Origin of the sequence: Atopococcus tabaci DSM 17538 (assembly GCF_000429585.1) — a bacterium.
In the GTDB taxonomy this organism is placed as follows: Bacteria; Bacillota; Bacilli; order Lactobacillales; family Carnobacteriaceae_A; genus Atopococcus; species Atopococcus tabaci.
The window spans coordinates 14657-27780 of record NZ_AUCD01000024.1 but is presented as its reverse complement, the minus strand read 5'-3'; the positions used below and the strand labels follow the sequence as shown (position 1 = coordinate 27780).

At 49.9% G+C, this 13124-nt stretch carries 16 protein-coding genes; 1 reads left to right on the top strand and 15 read right to left on the bottom strand.

What is annotated here, in order from left to right:
- Positions 1–305: 305 nt before the first annotated feature.
- The 11 genes from G470_RS0105480 to G470_RS0105430 form a co-directional block, all read right to left on the bottom strand.
- A complete protein-coding gene (locus G470_RS0105480; RefSeq protein ID WP_028273958.1) occupies positions 306–1460 on the bottom strand; it encodes a hypothetical protein in 1155 nt (384 codons plus the stop codon).
- Between the two features lie 63 nt (positions 1461–1523).
- Positions 1524–2528, bottom strand: a complete 1005-nt coding sequence (locus G470_RS0105475) for a serine hydrolase domain-containing protein (RefSeq protein WP_028273957.1) — start codon at positions 2526–2528, stop codon at positions 1524–1526.
- Between the two features lie 94 nt (positions 2529–2622).
- Positions 2623–2895, bottom strand: coding sequence for a CD3324 family protein (locus G470_RS0105470; protein WP_028273956.1), 273 nt, complete (start codon positions 2893–2895; stop codon positions 2623–2625).
- A gap of 126 nt (positions 2896–3021) precedes the next feature.
- Entirely contained in the window at positions 3022–3816 is a 795-nt protein-coding gene (gene proC, locus G470_RS0105465; protein ID WP_028273955.1) for a pyrroline-5-carboxylate reductase, read from the bottom strand.
- Positions 3817–3889: 73 nt separating this feature from the next.
- Positions 3890–5323 carry a 6-phospho-beta-glucosidase gene (locus G470_RS0105460; RefSeq protein ID WP_028273954.1) on the bottom strand — a complete coding sequence of 478 codons (1434 nt, stop codon included), beginning with the start codon at positions 5321–5323 and terminating at the stop codon, positions 3890–3892.
- 336 nt (positions 5324–5659) lie between these two features.
- Positions 5660–5827 carry a hypothetical protein gene (locus tag G470_RS14390; RefSeq protein WP_156907962.1) on the bottom strand — a complete coding sequence of 56 codons (168 nt, stop codon included), beginning with the start codon at positions 5825–5827 and terminating at the stop codon, positions 5660–5662.
- A gap of 17 nt (positions 5828–5844) precedes the next feature.
- Positions 5845–6288, bottom strand: a complete 444-nt coding sequence (locus tag G470_RS0105450; RefSeq protein ID WP_028273953.1) for an N-acetyltransferase — start codon at positions 6286–6288, stop codon at positions 5845–5847.
- Positions 6289–6300: 12 nt separating this feature from the next.
- On the bottom strand, positions 6301–6753 hold the full coding sequence (locus tag G470_RS0105445) for a DUF1801 domain-containing protein (RefSeq protein ID WP_028273952.1): 453 nt from the start codon (positions 6751–6753) through the stop codon (positions 6301–6303).
- A complete protein-coding gene (locus G470_RS0105440) occupies positions 6750–7286 on the bottom strand; it encodes a GNAT family N-acetyltransferase (protein ID WP_028273951.1) in 537 nt (178 codons plus the stop codon). The genes G470_RS0105445 and G470_RS0105440 overlap by 4 nt, the downstream gene beginning before the upstream one ends.
- A 58-nt stretch (positions 7287–7344) precedes the next feature.
- Positions 7345–7728, bottom strand: coding sequence for a VOC family protein (locus tag G470_RS0105435; protein WP_205617892.1), 384 nt, complete (start codon positions 7726–7728; stop codon positions 7345–7347).
- A gap of 86 nt (positions 7729–7814) precedes the next feature.
- A complete protein-coding gene (locus G470_RS0105430; RefSeq protein ID WP_028273949.1) occupies positions 7815–8690 on the bottom strand; it encodes a VOC family protein in 876 nt (291 codons plus the stop codon).
- A 231-nt stretch (positions 8691–8921) separates the two neighbouring features.
- On the opposite strand from G470_RS0105430, the gene G470_RS12790 reads away from it, so the two are divergent.
- On the top strand, positions 8922–9401 hold the full coding sequence (locus G470_RS12790) for a flavodoxin domain-containing protein (protein WP_051258441.1): 480 nt from the start codon (positions 8922–8924) through the stop codon (positions 9399–9401).
- A 367-nt stretch (positions 9402–9768) separates the two neighbouring features.
- On the opposite strand, the gene aac(6') is transcribed toward G470_RS12790, so the two are convergent.
- From aac(6') to G470_RS0105400, 4 genes are all read right to left on the bottom strand, one after another.
- The gene (gene aac(6') / locus G470_RS0105415) at positions 9769–10221 is read right to left on the bottom strand and encodes an aminoglycoside 6'-N-acetyltransferase (RefSeq protein ID WP_028273948.1); all 453 of its coding nucleotides are present in this window, start codon (positions 10219–10221) and stop codon (positions 9769–9771) included.
- A gap of 253 nt (positions 10222–10474) precedes the next feature.
- Positions 10475–11734: a glutamate-5-semialdehyde dehydrogenase gene (locus G470_RS0105410; RefSeq protein WP_035445147.1), complete on the bottom strand. Its 1260-nt coding sequence runs from the start codon at positions 11732–11734 to the stop codon at positions 10475–10477.
- Between the two features lie 4 nt (positions 11735–11738).
- On the bottom strand, positions 11739–12554 hold the full coding sequence (gene proB, locus G470_RS0105405) for a glutamate 5-kinase (protein WP_028273946.1): 816 nt from the start codon (positions 12552–12554) through the stop codon (positions 11739–11741).
- A 248-nt stretch (positions 12555–12802) separates the two neighbouring features.
- Entirely contained in the window at positions 12803–13096 is a 294-nt protein-coding gene (locus tag G470_RS0105400; protein ID WP_051258440.1) for a DUF1294 domain-containing protein, read from the bottom strand.
- Positions 13097–13124 lie beyond the last annotated feature (28 nt).

Sequence of the window (13124 nt, the reverse complement as noted above, 5' to 3'; positions counted from 1 at the left end):
TCCCCGGGTAAGAACGACAACCTTCTGCTCATGTCACTGCTCCATTTACTGTACAGGATTCGGGCAGTATCGGACTTCACTTTGTTTAGCAAGCTCATCCGTCCTGATTCAGCCTTTGTATGAAGTTTCTGTTCGTCAGTGCAAGCATTTGCGTCCGTCTTCCTTCAGATTCCGCCTCACGGCGGACACCCTTGACTTTCGCTAACAGTTCCTACTGCCAAGTCTGTAGTGGACTTTCACCACCAAGTTGTCGCCCATGCCGGGCGCACTAAAAAAAACGCTGCGGCTTTCCGCAGCGTTTCCGTTTAATGGATTTGGTCTTTCAGCCATTCCGCCAGCATCCGTTCCATGTCGGCTTCTCCTTGAAGCGGGTACCGTTCGGCCATGTCCACTAGTTCGCGGTAAGACTCCATCGCTTTGTCGGCGTCGCGGCGTTGGAACCATTCGTAGGCCATCGCCAATCGTTTTTTGTTCATCCAGTTATGGGTCGCTTGAACGTGTTGGATCAGCTCTTCGTTATATAACTCTTGAATCACCGCCGGGTCGTTATCGCCGATCAATTCAAGAAACACTTTTTCCACATTGATTTCATTCCGGTGCAGCGGCATCATCTTATCCATGAACGGCGTCACTTCCGTCAGCACCTGTGCGGCTTTGTCGAACTCTTTTTGGTCCAAATAATGGTTGTACCGCAGCATATACGCAGACGTATTCATCGGGTTTGCCAAGTCGTCTTGTGCGTCCAGAAGAAACGGCTCAACCGGCAAATCTTTTGGGCGCTCGCCCTGTGTCAACAATGCGTTGGCGCGGAGTTGAATCCAAAAGGCCCAATTCGCGACTTCGTCTTTGCGCATCGTGACAATGTTGTAGCCGTCGGTTGGGAAACCGTTGATTTTTCGCGGCATCCCGTTCACCACAGCCGTAAACAGTCCGGCCAGGGCGAAGCCGACCAGAAACAGGTTTCCCCACATCGATACCGTTTCGCTGATGGCCAGCAGTGCCAGTGCGGAAACTGCCAGGTTCATGGCCACACCGCCGATGTTATACAAGAAGGACGGGAATTTCCCATCGTTGTATTCCGGTGGATTCATCAGGCATTGTCCGCCTGTTCCGGGAAAGGTAAAATTGGCTTTTTTGTATCGGCCGTCTTTTTTATAAATCGTGAGCGATCCCACACGGAACGACACGAATTCGTACCCCGTCAGCAGCCCAAACACCAAGTGTCCCGCTTCGTGAATTGGGACGTGCAACAGATATCCGATAAAAAAACAAAAGACGGTGATGGCGATGGCATAAAAGCCGACATCCGCCGGCATATTCGGGACCAACGTCGCCGACACGATTCCAAGAGTCATCCCGATAACCGCACAGATCAAGAAAAATCCTACATTTTTCAATCCACTTTTTTTCGCTTTCTTTTTGTTCTCCTCCAATATTGCTCCCTCACTTTCTTCCTTCATTATGACGGGACGGTTCCTCTCCGTCAAACAACCTTTGCAGAAAAAATGAGGGAACCGTTTCATTCATGAAAGGGAGAACTGGGTTTCAACTTCTTCCAGCATGTCATAAGCACCCTCGGATACATTGGAGCAAACCGTCACCATCGCAGAAGTTCCCGGGTAATACGCCGAATGGAAATTGACACCCGGGTCATACCCCATTACATGATATTTTTGGATGCCGTGTTTGTCTTGGTCGATCCACACGCCGTACCCGTAAAAGTTGTCTTCTTCTGCTTCAGTGTGCGGCTGCAGCAGAGAATGTGTCGTGGTTTCTTTCAACAGTTGATGAGACAGTAAGGCGTGCCAAAACCGTTCCATGTCTTCCGCGGTGACAAAGGCCCCGCCGTCTGCACCGCCTTTTACCGGAAGCGCATAGGCATTGGTTTTCCATGTGCCGTCTTCCAACTCGATATACCCCTGAGCTGTTTCGGACGGCAGACGGTCCAGTTCAAAGTAACCCGAGCGCGTCATCCCTGCCCGTTGAAAGATGTGTTCTTCGATATAGTCTGTGAGCAGCTGCCCGCTTACTTCTTCCACCACCAGCCCCAGCAAAATGTAGCCGGCATTGTTGTACGCAAACCGTTCACCGGGTTGATTTTTCATCGGTTCGTTTTGGAAAAATGGCAGAAAGTCCCGCCCGTTCCGCATCGTGTACATCGGCTTTTCCACCCACAATTCTTCAAAATCTTCCATCACTTCTTCATCAAAATAGTCCGGCACACCTGATGTGTGGGTCAACAGATGATGAAGGGTCACTTCTTTATCAAAGTGGGGAAAGTCCAGGTCCAAGCAATCAGTTAATCGGGTGTCAAACGCCAATTTCCCCTGCTCCACCAGCTGGCAGACCGCAACGGCAGTGAAGATTTTGCAGCCGGACGCGATGCCAAAACGGGTGGTACGGGTGTTTTCCAGTTTCTCCGGACGATTGCGGAAACCAAAACTTGCTTCCAGTGTTTCGCCTTGATATGCGGCGCGCACGCTTCCTGAAAAATCGATGCGGTGGGCCAATTCGTTTAATGTCTCCATGGTTTCTCCCCCATATTCTTGTTATCTCCACTGTACCATGCGGCAGCACCAAAAAAGGCTCAACTTTGAGTGACAATCAAAGTTGAGCCTCGCTTCAATTTCTTTTTTCTTCCCTCAAGATACGGCGGATGCTTTTTTCCGACAAGTAATGACGAGCTGCCAAATCTGCCACTGTTTCTCCTTCAAGAAACCGCTGGTAGATGGCTTGGTTCCGTTGTCTCAAACGACTGCGGGTTCCGTTTTGTTCGCCCCATCTTTTTAGGTTGGTTTCGTTGCGCGGAATGTAGACCACTGCACCGTCCACATACCGCTGAATTTGTTTGATCAGTTCTGCGGGCAGGACGCCCTCGGCACTTTTGTACTCCATCTTGCTCCCTCCAAAATTCTTTATGATTTTTTTGAAAGCAGGATGGGATTACTGTTGTCTCGTGCCGTGTGTGATTTACATCATATACACCTTCATTGCTGCACCCCCTAGTGCTGCGTTGCTGGTCTATTCGCCTTCAATCGCGTCAAAGGCTTCGATGACCGCTCCGCGGAAGCCGTGTTTCTCCAAAGCAGTGACCCCTTTGATGGTGGTTCCGCCCGGAGAGGTGACCGCGTCTTTCATCGCGCCCGGATGCGCACCGGTTTCCCGTTGCAGTTTGCCGGTTCCGGCGATCATCTGGCTGGCCAATTGGTACGCTGCATCGCGCGGCAAGCCGTGTTTGACGGCGCCATCCGCCAAGGCTTCGATGAACATGCTCGCAAATGCCGGGCCGCATCCAGACAATGTTCCAGCGGTACTCATTTGAGCCGTTTCAACCGGTTGGACAAGCCCCAAAGCAGACAACAAGGTTTCGACCAACGCGTACTGGTCTGCATCCAATGAGTGCGTCTGCTCGACGATCGTGATGCCTTCCCCGATGGAAACCGGCGTGTTCGGCAGTGTGCTCAAGTGAGCCGTTCCTGGAAGCAAGTCGTGTTTCAAACTCTCAAACGGGTAATTCACCGCTACGGAGACCACGATTTTGTTTTGCAGGGTCTCTTTCAATGGCGCCAGCACCTCGCTGATTTGGTACGGCTTCACCGCCACGACGAGGACGTCTGCCTGTTCGGCCGCTTCCGCTGTGGATGCACACGCGTGAATCCCGAGCGGTTCGGTGTTTCGCTTCAATTTCTCCACGTTCCGTGCGCTGGCGTAAACTTGCCCGGGTTTCAATGCACCGGTTTTGACCCATCCCTGCGCCATTGCCTGCGCCATGTTGCCGAATCCGATGAATCCGACTTTTGCATTTTGTAATTCCATCTGTGACTGCTCCTCTGTGTGTCAAATTCTTTCCATGCATGTATTATACACGACTCGGAGCCTAGATGAAAAATCAATCGTTGGACAAGTCTTCGCCGTTGGTTTCAATGACTTTTTTATACCAGTAAAACGATTTTTTCTTCGATCGGTTCAAGGTGCCATTGCCGTAGTTGTCACGGTCGACATAGATGAAGCCGTACCGTTTTTTCATCTCTCCGGTGCTGGCGGACACAAGGTCGATGCAGCCCCAGGTTGTGTACCCCATCAAGTCCACGCCGTCCAGTTCCACGGCGTCTTTCATCGCTTGGATGTGTTTGGCTAAGTACTCGATGCGGTAATCATCCTCCACATACCCATTCTCGTCCGGCGTGTCGACGGTGCCGAGTCCGTTTTCCACGATGAAGAGCGGTTTTTGGTAGCGGTCGTACAAGTCGTTCATCGTCGTGCGCAAACCGAGTGGGTCGATCTGCCATCCCCATTCGCTTTCTTCCAAATACGGGTTTTTGATGGCCGAGAAGAGGTTGCCGGCCGATTCGTCGGCGTCTTCCGGCTCGGCGGCGGCCACGCGGGAAGAATAATAGGAAAAGGAAATAAAATCAACTGTGTGTTCTTTCAACAAGTCCAAGTCCCCGTCTTCCATCTGGATGGCGATGCCTTTCCGTTCCAGTTCTTTGAGTTTGTATGCCGGGTATTCTCCGCGCGACTGGACGTCGATGAAGAAATAGTTGTCGTGGTCCGCTTTTTGGGCCGCCAACACGTCTTCCGGTTTCGGGGAATGCGGGTAGTTTTTCCCGGCAGCGAGCATGCAGCCCACTTGGTTTTCTGGATCGACTTCATGGGCGATTTTCGTCGCCAAAGCACTGGCCACCAATTCGTGGTGTGCGGCCTGGTATTTGACTTGTTCTTCGTTTTCGCCTTCTTCAAAGTACAATCCCGCTCCCATAAACGGCGCATGCAGGAGCACATTGATTTCATTGAATGTCAGCCAGTAACGGACCAATCCTTTATAGCGCGTGAACAACGTACGGCACAAATTTTCATAAAAGTTGATCATCTCGCGGCTGCGCCAAGATCCGTATTCTTTGATCAAATGCATCGGAACGTCAAAGTGGGTGATGGTCACCAATGGTTCGATGCCGTATTTCTGGCACTCTTTGAAGAGCTCTTCGTAGAATTTCAACCCTTCTTCGTTCGGTTCCGCTTCATCGCCTTTTGGAAAAATACGGCTCCAGGCAATGGACAGTCGGTAAACGTTGAAGCCCATTTCCGCAAAGAGCGCGATGTCTTCCTTGTAGCGGTGGTACATGTCGATGGCTTCCTTGGCCGGGTAAAAGTGTTCGTCGTCGAAATCAAACATCTTCATCTTCCCGGTGATGATGGGAAACCGGTCTTCTCCGATCGGTACGACATCAACGTTCGCCAGGCCGCGTCCCCCTTCGTTGTATCCACCTTCGCATTGGTTTGCAGCGGTCGCCCCGCCCCATAAGAAATCTTTCCGTAATGGCATGTGTCATCCTCCTGTTTGACAGGCCGCATTTTATTCGGCCTTAGTGGTGTTTTCCTCTTTATCATATGCTTTCCCGCCACTTTACGCAAACGCTTTCTATACTGAGTGACCACAGGCCGTTCTCAAATGAGTGAATGGGCCTTCCTTAAAAACAACTCTTTCAACACACAAAAATAGCCCTCCATTTCCATGGAAGGCTGTCGCTAACGATAATTCCGATGAAGGTCTTCGAGATACGGCGTAAGGTGTTTGTCGTAGTCAAGATTTGGGAAAGAAAAAGTTTGGATGACTTGTGTGGAATACTTACGGAGGACTCGTAACAAGGTGCTTCCTGTTTCACCGGTTCCGTCCATCCGGTATGTACGAACCAGTTCGTTCCAGTGTTTTTTCGGAAGCTGCCGGTGATGGAGCACCTTGGATTCTGATTAAAAAAATCAGCCGGATGCGTTCGTCTTGTCGGGCAAACCCAAGCAGGAGCTCTATCCTGTCCTTTTCGATCCGCACCCTTTCTCCTCCATTCCTTAATCTTTCTTGCGCCATTCCATAAACAGTTCTTCTTCCCCGGTCGCTTCGTCCCGTCCGGTTCCGGAAATATGGAAGCCGTTTTGTTTGTAAAAATTCACCGCATCGCCATTTTTGGCGTACACTTTGAGATGGATCGCCTCTCGGTTTTGTTTGACATATTGGAGGAGGGATCGTCCGATTTTTCTCCGTTGGTATTCCGGTTCGATGAACAAGGCAGCCATATAGTCGCCCATCATCGAGACGAACCCGACAATCCTTTCTTCCACCTCCGCCACATAGTTTTCAGACAGCGGCAAGTATAACCCGCGCATCGCGTCTTTCTGCTCCTGCCAGTAATGGGCATCGATGAAGTGATGCGAAATCAGGGAGCATTTCAACCAAATGTCCACCAGGCGGTCCAGTTCTTCTTCTCTCGGTTCGCGAATTGTTGTGTCCGTCATAAGCTTGCTCCTTTACTTTCTTGCTGCCTCGTAGCGTTCAATGTACTCTTCCGGGGTGATTTTTTCGCACAGTTCCCCAACCAACTCATAGGGAATCTGGTCCATCTTTTTCAGCCGGATACACGATTTCCCCATATCCAACTTGGTCGGCACCCGCTTTTTGTACTCTTCTTTGAACCAATCCAATATTTCCGGGAAGGAATAGACGCCCATGTGGTAAAATGCCACGTAATTCTTCTGAGAAGCCAGGATGATGAACGGCAGTGGTTCGTCCTCATTCACATGATACCCTGCCGGATACACGCTGTGTGGAATCACATAGCTGATCATGCCGTACGACATTACTTCTTCAAAGCCGTGCGGAAGGTGCGCCTGGATGGTTTCCCGCAGTTTTTGTACCGCTTCCTGCCGTTCTTCCGGCAGCTGCGCGATGTAGTCTTCAGGTGTCGCCATCTCTTTTGTCATTCGAATTCCTCCTGTAGGTCTTGTCTCAAGATGCCGTAGTACAAGACGTCATGCACTTCGTTGAAACGGACGATGTGCTGCCGCAGCAGGCCTTCGCGCTGCATCCCAATTTTTTCCATGATGCGCCAGGAACCGGGATTGTTCAAAAATGCCATGGCGTGGATTTTGTTCAAGTTCAATTCGTTAAAGCCGTACTCGACCACTTTTTTGGCGGCCTCGGTCCCGTACCCTTTTCCCCAAAACGGGGTGCCGATCCAATACGCCAGTTCCGCCCGACGATGTGGTTTGATGAAATTGAGGTTGATGACCCCGACGAACTGCCCCGAACTCTTTTCTTCCAACGCAAATAAGACGAGTTTCCCGTATTTTTGGGACCGCTCCACTGCTTGGATGAAGCTGATTCCACCGCCTTTGGGGTAAGGGTGCGGAATAGACAGCGTTGTTTTCGCCACTTGATAATCCCCGGCGTATTCTTCAATTTTTGTTGCGTCCTGCATTTTTAATTTTCTTAAAAGGAGCCGCTCCGTTTCCACTCGTTTTTCCCACCTGCCTCTCCTTCGAAATTTTCATTCATTATAGCGAAAAAATGCGTCATGGCGCTACTATTTCAATCTTGATCCGGTCCGGGTCTTCAAAATAAACGGCGTAATAATTTTCTCCGCCTGCAAACGGGTGTTTTTCCGGGTAAAAGATGCGGATGCCTTTTTCTTCCAACTTGCGTGTTAGTTCGTCCACTTGCTGTCTGGATGCGGCATGGAATGCGAGGTGGTTCAACCCCACCCGCCGCCTGTGATATGGGATGTCCAAAAACTCCTCGTCTGCTTGAACGAATACAAGATAGGTCTCCACCAGTTTCCAACTTTTCCCGCTCTCCCATTCTTGGAACGGTTCGTACCCCAATTCTTCCAGCAGCCACCCCCAGAAAGTTATGGATGCGTGTAATTCTGATACATACAGTTCAACGTGGTGCAGCAGTCCTTTCGGCAATCGTCTCTTCCTCTCTCATTGTTGATTGATAGAAAAAAGGGCTGCACTCATTCAACAGCCCTTTGTGCGTATTTTTATTTGGCGTCGTTCCATGCTTTCTCCAGTGTCGCGATATCCAATTTTTTCATCGGCAAAAAGGTTTGGACGACATTGTAGATTTGTTCCGGTGTTCCTGTGGACAACAGTTCATCCAGTTTCTCCGGCACAATCTGCCAGGAGACGCCGAATTTGTCTTTGATCCAGCCGCACTGCTCGGACTCAGAGACCGCTGACATCTTGTCCCAGAAGTAGTCAATCTCGTCTTGGTCTTCGCACATGATCATGAGGGAAAAAGCTTCGTTGAAATTCAGATTCTCGTCGCCGGACGTGTCCATGCCATTGTCCATGGCATAAAATTGCATCCCGTTCAACCGGAACGAGGCGAATTGCACTTTGGCGTTCGGATTTTCGGACTCCCCTTCTTCGTACGGGTAGACGTCTTCGATTTTGGAGTTCGGAATGACTTCCGTGTAGAATTTCATCGCATCCTCTGTTTTTCCGGCTGCTTCGTTTGAGAACAAGAAAGTCGGGACGATTTTTTGTTCGATCGGTTCTTCCGTCCAGTCCAGCTGCCACGTCAAACCAAACCGGTCAACGATCCAACCGTAACGCCGGCTGAAGGGGTATTCCTGCAGCGGCATCAATTCTTTACCGCCTTCAGACAACGCCAGCCACAGACGGTCAATCTCCTCTTCGGTTTCACACAACACCATCAAGGAAATGGATGGATTCAATTTGAAATACGGCCCGGCGCTGATTGCCATAAACGGCTGTTCGGCCAGTTCAAACCCAACAGAAGTTGAGTCGCCTCCCGGGGTGTCTTTCATCACTTGAACACTGGTGATGCGCGAATTATCCATAGTGGTCGTGTAAAATTCGACGGCTTCCCGCGCCTGTGTGTCAGACCATATCCGTTTTACAGGTGTACTGAATCACTTTTCCTGGAATCAATGGTTCAAAATGTTTCTTTCCCGTTCTCACGTATATAATGAGTGTAAGAAAAAGAGCTTCTCGAATGGAGGCGAAAGAATGAACACGCTCATTGTGTATGCAAGCAAATACGGCTGTACAGAAAAATGTGCGCGGCTGCTGGCTGATCAATTGACGGGAACTGTGGAGCTGCATCACTTGAAAAAAGACCGGTGAAAGACTGGTCTTCGTATGTCACGATTGTAATCGGTGGACCCATTTATGCCGGACAGATACGGAAAGAAGTCACCGCTTTTTGTGAGGAACACATGGAATTGTTGAAGCAGAAACGGTTGGGGCTGTTCATCTGCGGGATGCAGGAAGAAGCGGTTGTGTTGGAAGAATTGCAGCGCAGCTTCCCCCCTGAATTGCTGGAAACCGCAAGAGTCAGTGCCCATTTCGGCGGAGAATATAATTTTGATAAAATGAATTTCCTGGACCGGACTCTCGTTAAGAAAATCGCGAAAGTGACCACCAACCAATCCGACATCAAAGAAGAAACGTTTGCGGCATTTGCGGAGAAACTGAATGAGCGTTCAGGAAAAGAAGGTGACCCGCATGACTCTTCAAAAGAGCGAAGCGACCCTCCTTCCCTCGGGCATGACCGGCGCCTTCTTTTATTGCGTCATACCCTTCTGGGAAAACTCCTGTAGAAAAGTTAGAATCCCGTCACTCTTTCGATGGTGCAACTCATTTTAGGAAACGCAAGCGAGGATGAGGCTTTTTCCTCATCCTTTTTTCTGTTCTCTTGGGTGAATGAAGGCAACTCAAGTAAGTTTTTTAACCGAGTCGACATCAAAAATCAGTTTGGTGCTAACTCAGGGGAAATGGAGGTACGAGTTGATGTCAAAAGGCAAACTGGTGCCAACTCAAGTAAAAATTCTAAACGAGTTAACGTCAAAAGACAGACTGAAGTCAACTCAAATATATTTCGGGAATGAGTTGACCTCAAAAGGCTAAAAAAAAGATTCGTCGCAAGACGAATCTTTCCAAACGGAAGGTTCTTCCAATGAATCGCCGTCAAAGAGGTGCATCGTCAATGTCCTTAAGAAAACAGACGAGACGGTTGACTTCTTTGAAGCCGATTTTTTGGTGGAACGCCTGGCTGACGGTGTTGTCGATTTCCGCATCGGAAGCGACTTGTGTGCAGCCTTTTTCTTTGGCCCACTTTTCTCCTTGCCGGGACAGCTCCCGGGCGATTTGTTGTTGGCGGAAGTCAGGGTCTACGTAGATGCCTTCCATGTAGGCAACGGGCGGTTCGCCGGCCCCTTCCACGTATTCATACCGCAACGCCATATGGATAAATCCGACATACGTGTCTCCTTGTCTTGCCACATAAACGGCGTCTGTTTCACTTCTTACTATCTCTTCAAATTCTTTCGCCAACATCGGCGCATCGTCTTCACGGTACAGGATTTGGGCCATGTTCACCACAGCCGGAATATCCGCCGGCGTCATTTCTAAAATGTCCATTTTTCACCTCCAGGGTTTGTGAGGTTGGCCATGATTCGATATGGGTGGAGTCTGGAAATGAGTGGATGTATTCTTCTACAGCGGTCATAAGGCAAACGCCTTTTGTTGTGTTTCTTTCATTATAACTCTTTTATGACCAGTATCTCCCATTTTGGCTGCGCCTTCTCAGGAGTGCGTCAATAAAAACGCGTCCACTTCTGAGGAGCCGCTTGAACGCAAAAAAACCTGCTCATGATGAGCAGGTTTTCCTTATTTATTCCCGAATTTGGCCGGAGCCTTCGATGACGTATTTGTAGCTGGTCAATGCGTCCAACCCCATTGGGCCGCGGGCATGCAATTTTTGTGTGCTGATGCCGATTTCGCCGCCGAAACCGAACATCTCGCCGTCCGTGAAGCGTGTGGAGGCATTCACGTAAACAGCCGCAGAATCGATGTCGTTCAAGAAGTCCTGCGCAGCCCGGTAATCATTGGTGATGATCGCATCCGAGTGGCCGGTAGAGTATTGGTCGATGTGCGCCACCGCTTCCTCGTATCCGTCCACGACTTTCACAGAAATGATGTCATCCAAAAATTCTGCCGCATAGTCTTCTTCTGTCGCCAGTACAGCTTTTTGGACCAATTCTTGTGTGCGTTCGTCGCCGCGGATTTCCACGTTGAGATCCAACAATTTTTCTGCCAAAACCGGCAACACTTTGTCCGCCACAGCGTTGTCGATGACAAGGGATTCCAATGCGTTGCAGACAGACTGACGCTGCGTTTTGCCGTTGATCAAAATGCGTGCCGCCATGTCCACGTCCGCTGCTTCATGGACGTACAAGTGGCAGTTTCCGACGCCGGTTTCGATGACCGGAACGGTGGCTTGGTTCAAGACCGCCTGAATCAAACCGGCACCGCCGCGTGGAATCAAGCAGTCCACGCATTGGTTGAATCGCATCAATTGGGACGCCAATTCCCGGGATGGATCGGTGATCAATTGGATGCTGTCGGTCGGAACGGCGGAGCGCTCCAGTCCTTTTTGAATCGCTTGGATGATGGCTTTGTTGCTTTTCAACGCTTCTTTTCCGCCGCGCAAAATCACGGCGTTTCCGGCTTTCAAGGACAACCCGGATGCGTCCACAGTGACGTTCGGACGCGATTCATAGATGATGCCGATGACACCCAAAGGCACACGGCGGCGCGCGATGCGCAAACCTTGCTCGTTGACCCATTCCGTGTCGGTTTTGGTGATTGGATCCGGCAGTCCTGCGATTTGGCGCAGACCGTTCTGCATGCCTTCGATGCGCTGCTCGGTCAAGGTCAAGCGTTCAATCATCGCTTCCGCCAACCCTCGTTCTCTGGCATTGGCGATGTCGCGGGCGTTGGCTTCCAAAATGGCGTCTGTTTCCGCGTCCAGTGCTTCGGCGATCAACAGCAAGGCCTCATTTTTTTCTTTTGTGGTGGTTTTGCGAAGAGATCTCGCGGCACGTTTGGCTTGTTTCCCCATTTGCAATAATTCGTTGTTGATTTCTACCATTCGTTCACTCGTCTCCTTTTGCTTTTTTAAATAGTGTTCCGACTTCTACTCCCTCTAAAATGCTGAAAAGCGTGGTGGGGCGTTCGGAACTGGTGATGATCATGCTCCGGTCGTTCGCGAGCATCTGTTCAGCGGCGTTCAGCTTGGTTTCCATGCCGCCGGTCGCAAATTCAGATCCGGCACCGCCCGCCATTTTTCGGACTTCGGCGTTGATTTCTCCGACATACGGAATCAATTCCGCATCCGGATTTGTGGAAGGGTTGGCGGTATACAACCCGTCGACATCGCTCAAAATAATCAACAAATCGGCGTCGACAAGGTTTGCGACAATCGCGGAAAGCGTGTCGTTGTCACCGAATTTCGTTTCATGATTCATTTCTTCCACGGAAACGGCGTCATTCTCGTTGATGATTGGAATGACTTGTTTTTCCAAGAGTGAGTTGATGGCGGTCCGGCTGTTTTCATATGAGAGCGGAAAATCGATGACGTCGCGTGTCATCAAAATTTGACCGACAAACTGATTGTAATGTTGGAAGAACCGGCTGTACAAATTCATCAGTGCACTTTGGCCGACAGAAGACACGGCTTGCTGTTCGGCGATGTCTTTGGGGTATTCCTGCATTTTCAAGATGCTGGCCCCCACTCCCACCGCACCGGATGAGACGAGGATGATCTCTTTCCCTTCCTGCTGCAGTGTTGAACAGACAAATGCCAGACGGTCAATTTTTTGGTAATCCACTCGGTTGACGGTCTTCATGATGGAATTGGTTCCTATTTTGATGACAATCCGTTTGCAATCTTTTATAAAGTCACGATCCATATCGTAGTCCACTCCCAGATAGTTTAAAATAACTTTGTTTATTGTATATACGTTTGCTCGTTGCTTCAAAGCATAAAAAAGAAGGCCATCCGTTGTCCCATGCTCCAGTATGCAAACCAGAAAACAACACGAATGCCCCCCATTACCCATTCCTTATCATATCATGTTTGCTTACAAAACGATAGGGGGTAACGGTTAAAAAGCCTTAAGAAAAGGACTTCTCTTCCTCACTTAAGGCTTTCATTCGCTTAAATTGGGCGGTCGAGCACCAGGTATAGAGCCGCCAAGGTAATCAGCGCCGCCACCGGAACACTGAGTTTGAATTTCCAGTGCTTGGTTTTGTGCCGGAAGGTGGACATGCCGAGCCAGGCGCCGACTCCTCCGAGAGAAAATGATGCAAGCAGCAGCGTTCTTTCTGGAATGCGGTACTGGCGGCGGATGGCCCGCTGCTTGTCCACATAGTACAAAATAAAGGTGCCGAGATTGATCAGGCCGATGACGGCGAGGGCAACCTGTTGGAAAAGAGTGAATGATTGAAACATGTGGGTCTCCTTTGGGTTCAAATGATGA